The sequence below is a fragment of the Halopiger aswanensis genome (assembly GCF_003610195.1).
GTDB lineage: Archaea > Halobacteriota > Halobacteria > Halobacteriales > Natrialbaceae > Halopiger > Halopiger aswanensis.
The window spans coordinates 1173204-1186339 of sequence record NZ_RAPO01000002.1 but is presented as its reverse complement, the minus strand read 5'-3'; the positions used below and the strand labels follow the sequence as shown (position 1 = coordinate 1186339).

Sequence of the window (13136 nt, the reverse complement as noted above, 5' to 3'; positions counted from 1 at the left end):
GGAGCCGACCCTGCGTTCACCCGCGCCGCTCGTTCGTGCGCGAGGCCGGATAATCGTGCCCGACTACCAGCGCGAGCACGTTGATCGCGACGAGACCGAGGAACAGCGAGAGCCGGCCCAGCGAGTCGATCCCGGCCACGAAGACGGGGAGGTACGCGATCGGGAAGAGGGCCCCGACCCAAAAGCCCAGCGCGCTGACGACGCTGCCGAGGTGCACGGTCATGGGCTCAGCGCATCGACTCGAGTTCGACGAACGCGTCGTCGTGGGCGGTGATCCAGGTCGTCATCAGTTCGTCTTTGTCCGCGTCTCGCGGATAGACCGCACACTCGTTGGGGGCGTCCTCGTTCTCGATGACGACGCACTCGAGGGCGATCGACGACGACGCGGTCGGAGCCGATCGGGAGTCGGTATCGATATCGGAGCTCATGGGGGACAGGCGACGGTCGGGTTCGCCGTCCGTTCGTCGTGGTCGCTCCCCCATAGTTATCGAGTTCTTAACGGGGCGAACGGTTGCAGTAGCGCAGTTCCACGGTTCGATTCGGCCGCTTTCATCGGCTGAAAAAGAAGTTAATCGGCGGTGACCTGTACGAACGAGCTACAGTCCGGATGCGGCGGAAACGACTCCTTACAGTCACGGACGGGTTGAGACAGCGCCTCGAACCGAAATGACGCTCTACCCCCTCCCTTACTCCGGCGGCGTTCGCGTCCCGAGCGTCAGCGACTCCTGCGTCTCGGCGCCGTTGCGCCACAGTCGGATGTCGATCGTCTCGCCGGGACTCGTCTCGAGAGCGAGGAATCGTGAGAGCGCGTGCCGGTCCGGAATCGGCTTACCGTCCAGTTCGAAGATAACGTCGCCGCCGACGGGGATCGGTTCGCCCCGCCGGCGGACGGTCCCATCCGCCTCTTCGAGGACGCCGTCGGCCGGGCCGCCGTCGACCACTCGGCTGACGATGACGCCGGTCGCCTCCTCGAGGCGGTTCTCCTCCGCGACGAGCCGATCCACCGAGCGCAGTCCGATGCCCATGTAGGAGTGCTCGTACTCCCCGTCGTCGATGAGCGCGGGAACGACGCGGTCGGCCAACTGCGCCGAGATCGCGAAGCCGATGTTGTCCGCGCCGTTGACGCCGGCGTTGACGACGCCGACGACGTTCCCGTCGAGGTCCACCAGCGGTCCGCCGCTGTTGCCGGGGTTGAGCGCGGCGTCAGTCTGGACGACGTCCGGGAACGAGAACTGCCGCCCCGAGTCGAGCGTTCGCTCCACGCCGCTGACGATCCCCTGGGACATCGACCCCTCGAGGCCGTAGGGGTTGCCGATCGCGAGCACCTGCTGGCCGACGGCGGGGCGCGCGTCGGCGAGCGAGAGTGGCGTCGCGGCGTCGGGCACGTGATCGACCTCGAGGACCGCCAGGTCGCTGAAGTAGTCCGTACCGACGAGGCGGGTGCCGGTCCAGTCGCCGTTGATGTACTGCAGGTCGGCCGCCTCGCCGCCGGCGACGACGTGTTCGTTCGTGACGACGTGCGAGTCGTCGTAGAGGAAGCCCGAGCCCTGGCCGCGACCTTCCGCCTGCGTGAGCGGGTCCTCGACGCCGAAGACCCGGACCTGCGTCACCGAGTCGATGATCGACTCGTAGACGTCGGTGTACGTCGAGCCGTCCGCGACGTTGTCGCGATCGATATCGTGCGTCGAGCCGCCCTCGATCGACGAGGTCCCGCTCGGCTCCGAACAGCCGGCGACGGCGCCGAGGAGGCCGGCGCCGGCCGCAGCGAGGACGCGCCGTCGAGCGCAGCGATCGGTATCCATAGCCGACGGCTAGGACCCTACCCATTTGAACGCCCCGGCTGTTCCCGGCGGCCGACTGTCGAATCCCGCTCGCGCGGCCGGCTCGAGTCCCGACGGCGACCGCTCGAGTGCCGGCGCGCCGCCGACCGACGAAGGGAAAACGTGTTACCCGCGACGCTCGACGGTTCGGGTATGATCACGGACGACGCCCGCGCGCTGCTCGCGACGGGCGCCCTCTGCGACTCCTGTCTCGGCCGCCCCTTCGCCGACCGGAGCTTCGGCCTGACCAACGGGGAGCGCGGCCGGGCGCTGCGGACGACCATCGCCCTCGAGGACGACGCCGATTTCGACCCGACAGACCCCGCCGACTGCTGGGTCTGCGAGGGCTACTGCGGCGCCTTCGACGCCATCGCCGACACCATCGTCGACGCCCTCGAGGGGGTCGACTTCGAGACCTATCAGGTCGGGACCCGCGTCCCGCCGCTGGCCGAGGAGAACGAGCGCCTGCTGCGGGAGGACGCGGGTCTCGAGCCCGACGCCGGCGAGTCGCTCAAGCGCGAACTGAACCGCGAGGTCGGCCGTCGCGTCGGCGCCAAAACTGGTGCCGAGGTCGACTTCGACCGGCCCGACGTGCTCGCGGTCATCGACCTCGAGGCGTTCGACCCGCTCGACCTCGCGGCCGACGAGAGCGTCACGAGCCACGCGGTCGACGTCCAGATCAACCCGGCGTTCGTCTACGGCCGCTACCGCAAACTCGAGCGCGACATTCCCCAGACCGAGTGGTCCTGCCGCGAGTGCGGCGGCAGCGGCGTCCAACTGGGCGACGAGGGCGAGGAACCCTGCGACTACTGCGGCGGCTCGGGCTACATGTACGACACCAGCGTCGAGCAGACCGTCAGACCCCACGTCGTCGCGGCCATGGACGGCGACGAGGGCACCTTCCACGGCGCCGGCCGCGAGGACGTCGACGCCCGCATGCTCGGCGAGGGCCGCCCGTTCGTCCTCGAGGTCAAGCGCCCCCGCGTGCGCGATCCGGATCCCGCCGAACTCGAGCGCGAGATCAACGACGCCGCCGACGGCAGCGTCGAGGTCGAGGGGCTACGACTCGCGACCTACGAGATGGTCGAGCGCGTGAAGGAACACGACGCGAGCAAACGCTACCGGGCGGACGTCGAATTCGCCGAACCGGTCGACGAGGACACCTTCGACGCCGCGCTCGATGAACTCGCCGGCACGACCGTCCAGCAGGACACGCCCCAGCGCGTCGACCACCGGCGGGCGAGTCTCACCCGCGAGCGCACGGTCTACGACATCGAGGGCGACCTGCTCGAGCCGACCGAAGCGGAGGTCCGACTCCACGGCGAGGGGGGCCTCTACGTCAAGGAACTCATCAGCAGCGACGACGGCCGCACGGAGCCGAGCCTGGCTGGCCTGGTCGGCACCGACGCCGAGGTGACCGCGCTGGACGTCACCGGCGTCGAGGGTGAGGACGAACCCTTCGAACTCGAGGAGTACTTCCGGGACGAGCCCCGCGAAGACGACGCCTAACCTCCTCTTATTCGGTCTTCGATTCGGAGCCGCCCGACTCCTCGAGCGCCGGATCGTGTCGCTCGTACCACTCCAGCAGCCGCTCGAGGCGGTCGATCGCCCGATCCGGATCGCCGATGTTGTGGTGTTCGTCGGGATAGACGACGAGTTTCGCGTCGACGTCTTGCTTCCGCGCGGCGACGTAGAGCTGTTCCGACTGCGAGGGCGGACAGCGCCAGTCCTCGCCGCCGGCCACGACCAGCAGCGGCGTGTCGATCGCGTCCGCCTCGAGGAGCGCCGACGCGTCGTCGTAGGCGTCGGGGTTCTCCCACGGGAGGCCGAACTCCGTTTCCAGCCAGTTGTGGGAGTCGTCGGTGCCGAACGCGGACCGAAGGTCGTAGATGCCGTGTTCGGGCACCGCTGCGGTCAACAGGTCCGTCTGCGTCACGAGGTAGCCCTGCGCGATCCCGCCGTAGGAGAACCCGTAGCCGAAGACGCGATCCGGGTCGACCCAGCCGCGGTCGGCGAGCGCGTCGACGCCGGCGACGATGTCCTCGACTTCGACCGTGCCCCACTGGCCGTACAATTCCTCGGCGAACGCCCGTCCGCGAGACGCGCCGCCGCGGTAGTTCGGCCGGAAGACGACGTAGCCGCGGCTCGTCAGCGCGGCGTGTGCGAACCGGAACACCGGCTCGTCGTACGACAGCGGGCCGCCGTGGATCGCGACCACGAGCGGCTCGGGGTCGTCGGCATCGAGGTCGACGTCCGGATCGTGGTAGAGGACGCCGTCGATCGTCCAGCCGTCCGACTCCCACTCGACGCGCCGGACGGTCGGCATCGGATACTCGTCGGTGAGGGCGGCATTGACCCGCGAGAGGCGTCGCAGCGAATCGGGCCGGTCGGCGGCAGCGAGGTCGTCGACGGCAACGGCGTAGACGTCCAGTCCCTCTCGAGGATCAGAAAACGCGAGCGCGGCGGTCGAGCCGTCCGCGGACACCTCGAACGCGGCGATGGCGCGGTCGTCGCCCTGCGCCTCGAAGGTGCGCTCGACGGTGCCGTCGTCTCCGTCGTCGGTCGCGCGAACCAGCCGCGTCCGCGACTCGTCGCCGACGAGCGCGTAGAGATCGTCGGCGACCCAATTGACCCCGCCCTGCTGGGCGACGGTCCGATCGAGCGACGCCGTCAGCGACCGCACCCGTTCGCCGTCGTGGACGAACGCCGCCGCCGGGCGCACCCAGTCGTCCGGATCCTTGCCGACGAAACCGAGCGCCCCGTCGTCCCGCCAACTGAGACCCGTACAGAGCAACTCGCCGTCGGTCCGGCGCTCGAGTCCGTCGCCGTCGGGATCGATCGCGTAGACGTCCCGGACGTGCGTGTCGTCGGGGTGCTCGAGCCGACACGAGGTGAAGGCGATGCGGTCGTCGGGGCCCCAGGTCGGGTCCATCCCGTACAGGTCCTGGAAGGATCCGCCGCCGTAGGCGTCGTCGAGGCGCTCGGTTTCGCCGGAGTCGCGGTCGACGACGAACAGGTAGGTCGTCACCTCGTCCGTCCAGCCGACGCCGTCGACCTTGTGCTGGAGCCGCGTCGTCTCGATCGGCCCGCCCTCGCGGCGCTGCTCGAGTTGCTCCTGTTCCTCGTCGGTCGGGTCGCGCGCGGCGACGACGAACCGGTCGCCGTCGGGCGACCAGTCGAACCCCGAGACGCCCTCCTCGCGGTCGGTCTCCTGACGGGCGTCGCCGCCGCGAACGAGGTCGAAGGTCCACACCTGCGGTTTCGGTTCGTCGTCCGCGCCGTTGTTGCCGTCGTCGCCGGTGTCGCTATCCGGTTCGTCGGAGCCGTCGTCAGCGTCTGCATCCTCGCCGTCTTCCTCCTCATCTCGCTGCCAGCCCACTCGTCGCTCGACGTCAGTCTCGCGTGCAGCGAGGAACGCCAGTTCCTCGCCCGAGGGGCTCCAGGCCGGACTCGAGGCGCCCGCGACGGTCGTCAGCCGGTGGGGCTCGCGGCTCCCGTCGGTCGGGACGACGAACAGCGAGGCGACGGACTCGTCCTCGTGCTGGTCGTACTCGGTCGCGGTGAACGCGACCCGATCACCGTCGGGCGAGACCGCGAGGTCCGTAATACGCGTGAGATCGTAGAACGCCTCGAGCGGCAGTTCGGCTGCAGCCATACCACTCATTTCAGCGCGTTATCATATGAACGTCAGGGTGGTGTGCGACTGTCGTCCGTGACGGCTCGCCGCGGCAACCCGGAGTCACAACGGTTATTTCGACGCCCGTCCGCACATCGTGGTATGCCATTCGGCGTCGACGAAGCCGGCAAGGGGCCCGCTCTCGGGTCGATGTTCGCCGCGGCCGTCCACCTCGAGGACCCCGACCTCGACGCGCTTCCGGAGGGGATCGCGGATTCGAAGCGACTCGCGCCGGCGCGCCGGGAGGAACTCGCGGCGACGATCCGCGCGAACGACCGGATCGGCGTCGGCGTCGCCGAGATCCCGCCCGAGTTGATCGACGATCCGGAGACGGACATGAACTCGCTGACCGTGCAGGCCCACGCCGAGGCGATCGCGACCGCCGTCCCCGATTCCGGCGACAAAATCGCCGGCCTCTGTGACGCCTGCGACACCGATGCCGACCGGTTCGCGCGCCGCGTCACCGACGCCTGCGCGTCCGCGCTCGAGATTGAGCGAGATCCTGACGCGACCCTCGAGATCGACGCCCGCCACGGCGCCGACGACGACTCGAAAGTGGTCGGCGCGGCCAGCATCGTCGCCAAGGTCGAACGCGACGCCCACATCGACGCCATCGCCGACGAGTACGGCGACATCGGCAGCGGCTACCCGAGCGATCCGACCACGCGCGAGTTCCTCGAGTCGTACGTCGACGAGCACGGCGAGTTGCCGCCCTTCGCCCGCGAGTCGTGGTCGACCTGCGAGGACGTGCTCGCGGCGGCCCAACAGACCGGCCTCGAGCAGTTCTGACGATCCGACGCTTCGGATAATTTTACTGTTCGAAAACTTTTCAATCCGGTGGTAGGATCGTAGGGCTATGCTTCGATCGATCGTGGGTGCGTTCGTGGACGTGTTGTTCGGCCGACTGCTCTTGCTTCTCGTGCTCGGCATTCCCGCTTTCGCCGTCGTTGCCCTGCTGGCCGGCGGGACCGATCTACTCGTCTCGATCGGTCTCTCGCGGTCCGTCGCCGGGACGATCACTGCCGGCCTGGCCACGGTCGGAAGTATCGCCGGCCTGGCTGCGTTCGGCTACTACGCGATCGACTGGTAGCAGCCCGGGAAGTGCTGCTTGTAGTCGGTGGCGACAGCGCCGCGACCCTGCTTCGACCTGCAACGGCAGGTCGGCCGCTTTTTGCCATCGCTGTATTCCCGCAATTGGTATGCCGGTCTGTACGAACTGCAACACCCCTGTTTCGCTCGACTTCGTGCGCGCACACGGCGACGACGGCACCGTAGATTGGTGTCCGCGCTGTCGATCGTGACTGACGTCTACTGAGCGAGAAGCGACGAGTATCGAACGCAGAACCCGGACTGTTCTCCATCGGCGGTGCGAAAACTGTAGAGACGACGGCTCGAGTAGCGCTCTGCGGAAAGCGCCTCGTCCAGCGGTTACTTGTCCGTCAGCAGCCGCTGAAGGATGTCACCGTAAGCGGGCCGGGTGATGAGCACCCCGATCAGCACGCCGAGGATCGTGATGATGGCGAACCCGCGCAGGTCGCCCAGGCTGAGGACGGCCAGCGGCGACAGCGCGATGATCGTCGTCGCCGCTGCGGCGCCGATGACCCAGAAGGCCTTGCGGAAGCGGGATTCGAACACCCGCTGGGAGCTGACGTCGCCCTCGTCCATCACCTCGTCGGCGATGATCACCAGGTCGTCGACCCCGGTCCCGATGACGGCGATGAACCCGGCGACGTGAGAGAGGTCGATCGGCATGCGTATCGCCGCCACGAAGCCGAGCAGGATGGCCACCTCGGCCGTCGCGGTCAGGATCATCGGCGCGGCGACCTTCGGGTCCCGGTACCGAAGGAAGACGACGCCGCTGACGGCCACTACCGACAGGAGGCCGATGAACAGCGAGTAGAGCTTGAACTGATCCGCGAGGGACGGCTGGAGCGAGTAGACCTGCTCGTTGTTGAAATCGAGCGGTGCGGGAAGCGCCCCGGCGCGGAGGTTGATCGACAGCGACTGAGCCTCTTCGTAGGTCGGCGTGCCCATGAAGAAGCTCGGATCGTCCTGCCAGGTGCCTGATTGCATGTTGTCGGCCAGGCGCGGCCCCATACTGTGTGCGTCGACGGGTTCACCGTCGACGACGGTGATCAGACAGTACTGGGACCCCTCGTGGTTGAAGTTGACCCCTTGCCCGTCACCGCGAATATTACACTGGCCCTGGCCGACGCCCGTGAACCCGAGTTCGTTCAGCCGCGACTGGAAGCCGGGTGCGGCCTCCTCGCTAACCTGGACCGGTACCTGATAGCCGGAGCCGCGTTCGCGCTGCGTCGGCGGATCGACATTGACGATATTCTCGCCGAGGAGGATCGTTTCGTTCGTGTGCGTGCCGTTCTCGGCCGGATAGTAGGCCCAGAGTTCGACGGTCCCGCGCTCGGAGAGGAGTTCCCGCAGTTCGCTGGGGGCCATATTGGGCACCTCAGTCACGATGTAATTGCCCTCGCCGACGCGGTCCTCTACGTAGACGTTCCCGCCGGAGAGACCCGCCGCGTTGATCTTATCCTGAATCGTCTGGACCAACTGGTTGCGCGTCTGTTCCGTGACGCCGTTGCGGATGTCGTCTTCGGTGACGTCGATTCCCTGATCTTGCAGGACGCCTGCGAACTCCGCTTTGGTGACGTCCCGGGTGAACACTTCGGCAGACACCGTGCCGTCGTCGTTGACGGAGATGCTCATGTTCTGTCTGTCGACGCCTAAGTCCTCCCGGATGGCAGTCTCGAGTTCCGTGAGTCGGTCCTGATCGACCTGTCCGTCGTCACTGACGGCGCCGGCGTCGAGGTTCTCCGCGGTTAGCCCGACGACGGGCGCGCTGAGGCGTGTCCCGCCGTCGAGTCCGATTCCGTACTCGATGTTCGTCGCGCTAGTCTGGTTCGCCTCGATGGCGTCGTCGTCTGCCATGATCCCGCCGGGGATAAACAGCGCGACGAGCGCAGCGGTGAGGAACACGACCAGCAGGAGGATCCGCCAGTACTCCTTGACGAAGGCGATCGGTCCCATTACGATCGCACCCCCTTGAACTTGTACCAGCGAAGTAAGCTCAGGTTCAGCATGTAGGTGTTCATCAGGTCAGCCGCGAGGCCGACGAAGAGGATGATACCGATCGACCGCAGCAACTCGACGCCGAACAGTGAGGCGGCGACGGCCATCACGAGCATCGCGGTCATCGACGTGATGGTCATCGTGACGCCGGTCTTCGTCGCGCGAAGCGTGCTCTCGTAGAAGTCACCCTGCCGGCGCAAGATGTGGTTGTTCAACAGGATGTCGGAGTCGACCGAGTACCCGATCAACATCAGGAGGCCGGCGACGGTCCCCAGCGAGAGCGAGATGCCCGCGATCGACATGAACGCAAGCGGGATCACCAGATCCGAAAACGCCGAGATGACGATCGCGATCGACGGCACGAACGTCCGGAACAGCAGGAAGGCGAGGGCGCTCATGCCGAGGAAGGCAACGGCCAGTCCCAGCAACGCCGTCTGCTGGGCCTGATCGGCGAAGCTCGGGGAGACGGTCGACTGCTGGAGGACGTCCATCCCCGCATCTTCCGCCTGCGTAGCCAGGTCCTGAATCACCGCGTTGTCGTCGACGCCGCTGAACTGGACGGTGTACTGATTGTCGGCGCCCGGCGCCTGGACTGCCTGGATCGAGTCCGGTTCGCGATCGAACGCGGACTGGATCTGTTCCTCCGAGGCCGTCGTCTGTACCGTCAACTCGGCGCCGCCAGCGAAGTCCATTCCCAGCTGAACTGGCGTTCCGTACACCAGAAACGACCCGCTGAGAACGAGCAATGCAACCGCGAGAACCGCAAGCGGTACCGCCGCGAGTTGGCGGTCCGTGTACCGGGTGTAATCGATCTCCGGTACGTCGAAATACCCCATATACTCGAGCACTCGTAGCGACTCGAGGTAAGCCTTCTCAATTTCACCAGCATGTTCGCTGACGAATACTATCGGGCATTACGGTGGCTTGAAGCCGCTCGAGTCCGTTTTCTCGACCATGAGTCAGGAATCCGAGCCGCCGACCGGCGGGCGTGAACGCGCGGACGAGACGACCGATCCCGAGTCCGCTACGTCCGACCGCGCCGAGCGCATCGTCCTCTCTCACCCCGCGGATCTCTCCGACTGGGGACGCGATCAACTCGAGATGTCGTCGTTCCGGACGTACCTGGGCAAGGTCCACGACGAGGCCCGCGTGGGGGACGTCTGGGAGGAGTTCGTCGACGTCGGCTGCTGTGGCAGCGCGATGGACGTTCCGCTGCGGGTCGAGCGCGTCGACGGCGGTTCGCGGCCGGATCGGGACACGAAAATCGAGTACGAGACCCGCGACTCCTGCGAGATGGAGGGCAGCTGGCAGGTACAGAGCGAAGGCGGGCCGAAAAGCGCCTGAGCCCGCGCCGGGCGTCACTACTCGTCGCGGTCGAGAACGGCCCTCAGTCCGGCAGGTACCGAACGCTCAACACGCCGTCGTCGGCCGACCGTCGCACCTCGACGCGCACCGCCTCGAGGCGGGCCGCGCGGGCGATCGTCTCCTCGTCCTCGAGGACGTCTTCGGCGGCGTCTTCGGCCTCCTCGCCCGGTACGCGGAAGACGTGGATCTCGCCGGTGCCGGCTCGCTCCTCCTGGATGAGATCGCCGACCTCGGCGTCCGCCGCGAGTTCCTTCGCGTGCTGGGTCGGCTCGAGGTCGCTGTCGACGAGGTCGATCGAGCGTCGGTTCTCGACGTCGATCACCTGCCAGGTGACTTCCAGCGGCGGCTCGGGCGCGACGGTCGCCTCGAGGACGTCGTGGACCTCGAGGCCGGGGTTCGACCCGAGGGTGTGGACCTGTGCGGTCTCGACGTCCCGGACGACCGCCGATTCGCTCTCGGCGTGGGTGACGACGAACGTGCTCGTCTTTTCGGTCATGGACGGTCGTAGGCGCAGCGTCGTTTTCCGGGTTTCGGCTTCCGACGGCGTTCGATCGACGTTCGATCGACGTTCGATCGGCGTTCGAGCCCGCGGCTCCAGTCGCGGAGAGATGACGGAACGCCTTTGTCCCAAGCAGTTGCGGTCTCGCCCATGAACGTCGACATCGGCAACGCCCTGGCGTCGGTCGCCTCGCCGGGCGTCTCGCGCGAGTCGCTCGAGCGGTTGGACGAACAGGTCGCGGACGCCCACGAGCGCATCGAGCGCGGCATGGAAAACGCGGAGCACGGCTACGAAGCCCTCAACCTTCCGCAACGGACCGATCCCGACGAGATCCGGACGGCGGTCGAGCCCGTCGCCGACGCCGAGGCGCTGATCACGGTGGGTATCGGCGGCAGCGCGCTGGGTGCGGCGACGATCACGAACGCGCTGGCAGACGAGAGCGACACCGAGACCGTCTTCCTCGACAACGTCGACCCCGAGTGGGTCACCCGACGACTCGAGTCGCTCCCGCTCGAGGAGACGGCGATCAACGTCGTCTCGCGCTCGGGGACGACCGCGGAGACGCTGGCGAACTTCCTCGTCGTCCGCGACGCCTTCGAGTCGGCGGGCGTCGACTGGACGGAGCGCACGATCGTCACGACCGGCGAGTCCGGCCCCCTTCGGAACCTCGCGGACCGCCACGATCTCCCGTCGCTGAAGGTCCCCGACGGCGTGCCGGGCCGCTTCTCCGCGCTTTCCGCCGTGGGGATGGTCGCCGCGGCCGTCTGCGACCACGATCTCGAGGCCTTGCTCGAGGGAGCCGCCGCCGAGCGCGAGACGCTGACCGGCTCGCTGTTCGAGTGTCCGGCCTACGCCTACGGGGCGACGACCTACGCGCTGGACGCGCGCGGCGCCGGGATCAACGCCGTAATGCCCTACGCGGAGTCGCTCGAGACCCAGGCCGAGTGGTTCGCCCAGCTGTGGGCTGAGAGCCTGGGGAAGGACGACCTCGGGCAGACGCCGGCCCGCGCGCTCGGCGTGACGGACCAGCACTCGCAACTGCAACTCTACCGCGCGGGACCGCGGGACAAGCTCGTGAGTTTCGTCGTCCCACAGGAGCGGTCGGACCGGTCGATCCCCGACACCGACGTCGAGGAACTCGCCTACCTCGGCGATTCGACGCTCGGCGAGTTGCTCGAGGCCGAGTTCGAGGCGACGGAGGCGAGCCTCGCGGCGGCCGGGCGACCGAACGTCCGCCTCGAGATCGACCGCGTCGACGAGTACGAACTGGGCGGCCTGCTGTACGGGATGGAAGCCGCGTGCGTGCTCGCGGGCGAACTCTACGGCGTCAACACCTTCGAGCAGCCGGCGGTCGAGTGGGCGAAGAAGGCGACTCGCGGGCTGCTCGGCGGCGGCGACTTCGAGGAGGCCGAGGCGGTCGCCGAGAAGACGGAGTTGCGCGTCGAACGGTAGGACGGAGTCGCCCGTCCCGCTGACGGCGGCGTCGCCGCCCTTCGGATCGTCCGGTAGCGGTGCTCCTATGAGTGCTCGCACGAACACGTAGGTATGACAGAGACTGCACGGGCCGACGACGCCGCGCCGGTCGCGTCCGACGCCGTTCCCGGTATCGGGATGGCGCTCGCAGCCGTGACGATGGCCGCGACGCTCGTTCCCGTCACCCGCGGCGTCGACTCCCCCGCCGTCTGGGGAGCCGCCGCGTTCGCCGTCGCCGCCGTCCTCGCCTTCCTCGCGCGCCGTCACCGCGCCGTCGGCCGCCGGGTCGCCGCGGTCGCCGCCGTCTCGAGCGTCGTCGTCCTCCTGTGTGCCGGCTACGCACTCAATCAGGGGGTCGCCGCGTCAGTTCAGCTTCCCGGCGTCGGACTCTCCGTCTCACTGGTGTTTACCGCGTTCGTGACGGCGGGGCTCTCCATCGGTGTCGGCGTCGCGGATTATTTCGGCGTCGGCCCCGGCGGGCTCAAAGCCAGGTCCCTCCGGACGGCGATCTTCAGCTTGCTCGGCTTCGGCGGACTGTTCGCCGCGCAGATCGCCACGATGTTGCTGCTCGTTCCGGTCATCATGGTGCTCGGTGTTTCCTTCGAATCGCTGTCGGACGTCCAACTGACCGTGGTCAGTCAGTTCGGGATGGCGCTCGGGACGGCCGTCCTCGCGGTCGGCTACCTCTCGGCGTCGGATCTCGATTTCTCGTACATCGATCTATCCGTCCCCTCGAAGCGAGACGTACTGTGGATCGTCGGCGGCGTCGTCGTCATCTTCGGCGCGATCATGGCGATCACGTTCGTGTTCCAGACGGCCGGCGTCGAGAGCGCCGAGCACGGGACGACCCAGCAGGCCGCGGAGAACCCGACCATCCTGCTCGTGTTGATTCCGGCATCGATTCTGGTCATCGGCCCGTTCGAGGAACTGCTCTACCGGAACGTGATCCAGAAGTCGCTGTACGGCACCTTTTCGCGGTACGGGGCCGTCGTCGTCGGCAGCGTCATCTTCGCGATCATCCACACGCAGGCCTACTGGACCGCGGGCCCGGGGCAGGTCGCCGCGAGCCTCGGAACGGTCTTCGGTCTCTCGATCGTTCTCGGAACGGTCTACGAGCGCACGGACAACCTGCTGGTGCCGGCGCTCGTCCACGGCATCTACAACGCGGTCGTCTTCGCGAACCTCTACTTCAACTACGTCTAACCGCTGCAACTGCTGC

General features: G+C 67.6%; 14 protein-coding genes. 7 read left to right on the top strand and 7 right to left on the bottom strand.

Going from position 1 to position 13136, the window contains the following annotated elements; all coding sequences use genetic code 11:
• Nucleotides 1-16 precede the first annotated feature (16 nt).
• The 3 genes from ATJ93_RS12750 to ATJ93_RS12740 all read right to left on the bottom strand — a co-directional run bounded on the left by ATJ93_RS12750 (nt 17) and on the right by ATJ93_RS12740 (nt 1802).
• The gene (locus tag ATJ93_RS12750) at nt 17-217 is read right to left on the bottom strand and encodes a hypothetical protein (protein WP_120245275.1); all 201 of its coding nucleotides are present in this window, start codon (nt 215-217) and stop codon (nt 17-19) included.
• 10 nt (nt 218-227) lie between these two features.
• The gene (locus tag ATJ93_RS12745) at nt 228-428 is read right to left on the bottom strand and encodes a DUF7511 domain-containing protein (protein ID WP_120244990.1); all 201 of its coding nucleotides are present in this window, start codon (nt 426-428) and stop codon (nt 228-230) included.
• 258 nt (nt 429-686) lie between these two features.
• Nucleotides 687-1802: a S1C family serine protease gene (locus ATJ93_RS12740; RefSeq protein ID WP_120244989.1), complete on the bottom strand. Its 1116-nt coding sequence runs from the start codon at nt 1800-1802 to the stop codon at nt 687-689.
• Nucleotides 1803-1973: 171 nt separating this feature from the next.
• Here ATJ93_RS12740 and ATJ93_RS12735 point away from each other — a divergent pair, with 171 nt between their 5' ends.
• Nucleotides 1974-3329, top strand: a complete 1356-nt coding sequence (locus ATJ93_RS12735; protein ID WP_120245274.1) for a tRNA pseudouridine(54/55) synthase Pus10 — start codon at nt 1974-1976, stop codon at nt 3327-3329.
• Between the two features lie 7 nt (nt 3330-3336).
• Here ATJ93_RS12735 and ATJ93_RS12730 read toward each other — a convergent pair whose 3' ends face one another.
• Nucleotides 3337-5475: a S9 family peptidase gene (locus ATJ93_RS12730; RefSeq protein WP_120244988.1), complete on the bottom strand. Its 2139-nt coding sequence runs from the start codon at nt 5473-5475 to the stop codon at nt 3337-3339.
• Between the two features lie 123 nt (nt 5476-5598).
• On the opposite strand from ATJ93_RS12730, the gene rnhB reads away from it, so the two are divergent.
• The 3 genes from rnhB to ATJ93_RS24675 all read left to right on the top strand — a co-directional run bounded on the left by rnhB (nt 5599) and on the right by ATJ93_RS24675 (nt 6797).
• Complete coding sequence (rnhB, locus tag ATJ93_RS12725; protein WP_120244987.1) at nt 5599-6285, top strand: ribonuclease HII; 687 nt, start codon at nt 5599-5601, stop codon at nt 6283-6285.
• Between the two features lie 67 nt (nt 6286-6352).
• Nucleotides 6353-6586 (top strand): hypothetical protein, encoded by a 234-nt coding sequence (locus ATJ93_RS12720; RefSeq protein WP_120244986.1) that lies wholly within the window; start codon nt 6353-6355, stop codon nt 6584-6586.
• 109 nt (nt 6587-6695) lie between these two features.
• Entirely contained in the window at nt 6696-6797 is a 102-nt protein-coding gene (locus tag ATJ93_RS24675) for a DUF7563 family protein (protein ID WP_449405097.1), read from the top strand.
• A 127-nt stretch (nt 6798-6924) separates the two neighbouring features.
• On the opposite strand, the gene ATJ93_RS12715 is transcribed toward ATJ93_RS24675, so the two are convergent.
• The gene (locus tag ATJ93_RS12715) at nt 6925-8538 is read right to left on the bottom strand and encodes a preprotein translocase subunit SecD (RefSeq protein WP_120244985.1); all 1614 of its coding nucleotides are present in this window, start codon (nt 8536-8538) and stop codon (nt 6925-6927) included.
• Nucleotides 8538-9416 carry a protein translocase subunit SecF gene (gene secF, locus ATJ93_RS12710; protein ID WP_120244984.1) on the bottom strand — a complete coding sequence of 293 codons (879 nt, stop codon included), beginning with the start codon at nt 9414-9416 and terminating at the stop codon, nt 8538-8540. The genes ATJ93_RS12715 and secF overlap by 1 nt, the downstream gene beginning before the upstream one ends.
• 118 nt (nt 9417-9534) lie before the next feature.
• Between secF and ATJ93_RS12705 the strand changes: the two genes are divergently transcribed.
• Nucleotides 9535-9924, top strand: coding sequence for a hypothetical protein (locus ATJ93_RS12705; protein WP_211334055.1), 390 nt, complete (start codon nt 9535-9537; stop codon nt 9922-9924).
• Nucleotides 9925-9967: 43 nt separating this feature from the next.
• On the opposite strand, the gene ATJ93_RS12700 is transcribed toward ATJ93_RS12705, so the two are convergent.
• The gene (locus ATJ93_RS12700; protein WP_120244982.1) at nt 9968-10441 is read right to left on the bottom strand and encodes a DUF5812 family protein; all 474 of its coding nucleotides are present in this window, start codon (nt 10439-10441) and stop codon (nt 9968-9970) included.
• A 153-nt stretch (nt 10442-10594) separates the two neighbouring features.
• Here ATJ93_RS12700 and ATJ93_RS12695 point away from each other — a divergent pair, with 153 nt between their 5' ends.
• Together ATJ93_RS12695 and ATJ93_RS12690 are read left to right on the top strand one after the other, a co-directional pair.
• Complete coding sequence (locus tag ATJ93_RS12695) at nt 10595-11896, top strand: glucose-6-phosphate isomerase (RefSeq protein ID WP_120244981.1); 1302 nt, start codon at nt 10595-10597, stop codon at nt 11894-11896.
• Between the two features lie 93 nt (nt 11897-11989).
• Entirely contained in the window at nt 11990-13120 is a 1131-nt protein-coding gene (locus ATJ93_RS12690) for a CPBP family intramembrane glutamic endopeptidase (RefSeq protein WP_120244980.1), read from the top strand.
• Nucleotides 13121-13136 lie beyond the last annotated feature (16 nt).

Excerpts from the sequence above, each read along its gene's own strand:
- ATJ93_RS12690 (WP_120244980.1), top strand. The coding sequence starts at position 11,990 with ATGACAGAGACTGCACGGGCCGACGACGCCGCGCCGGTCGCGTCCGAC.
- ATJ93_RS12745 (WP_120244990.1), bottom strand. The coding sequence starts at position 428 with ATGAGCTCCGATATCGATACCGACTCCCGATCGGCTCCGACCGCGTCG.
- ATJ93_RS12695 (WP_120244981.1), top strand. The coding sequence starts at position 10,595 with ATGAACGTCGACATCGGCAACGCCCTGGCGTCGGTCGCCTCGCCGGGC.
- rnhB (WP_120244987.1), top strand. The coding sequence starts at position 5,599 with ATGCCATTCGGCGTCGACGAAGCCGGCAAGGGGCCCGCTCTCGGGTCG.
- ATJ93_RS12705 (WP_211334055.1), top strand. The coding sequence starts at position 9,535 with ATGAGTCAGGAATCCGAGCCGCCGACCGGCGGGCGTGAACGCGCGGAC.
- ATJ93_RS12700 (WP_120244982.1), bottom strand. The coding sequence starts at position 10,441 with ATGACCGAAAAGACGAGCACGTTCGTCGTCACCCACGCCGAGAGCGAA.
- ATJ93_RS12735 (WP_120245274.1), top strand. The coding sequence starts at position 1,974 with ATGATCACGGACGACGCCCGCGCGCTGCTCGCGACGGGCGCCCTCTGC.
- ATJ93_RS12715 (WP_120244985.1), bottom strand. The coding sequence starts at position 8,538 with ATGGGACCGATCGCCTTCGTCAAGGAGTACTGGCGGATCCTCCTGCTG.
- secF (WP_120244984.1), bottom strand. The coding sequence starts at position 9,416 with ATGGGGTATTTCGACGTACCGGAGATCGATTACACCCGGTACACGGAC.
- ATJ93_RS12720 (WP_120244986.1), top strand. The coding sequence starts at position 6,353 with ATGCTTCGATCGATCGTGGGTGCGTTCGTGGACGTGTTGTTCGGCCGA.
- ATJ93_RS12740 (WP_120244989.1), bottom strand. The coding sequence starts at position 1,802 with ATGGATACCGATCGCTGCGCTCGACGGCGCGTCCTCGCTGCGGCCGGC.
- ATJ93_RS24675 (WP_449405097.1), top strand. The coding sequence starts at position 6,696 with ATGCCGGTCTGTACGAACTGCAACACCCCTGTTTCGCTCGACTTCGTG.
- ATJ93_RS12730 (WP_120244988.1), bottom strand. The coding sequence starts at position 5,475 with ATGGCTGCAGCCGAACTGCCGCTCGAGGCGTTCTACGATCTCACGCGT.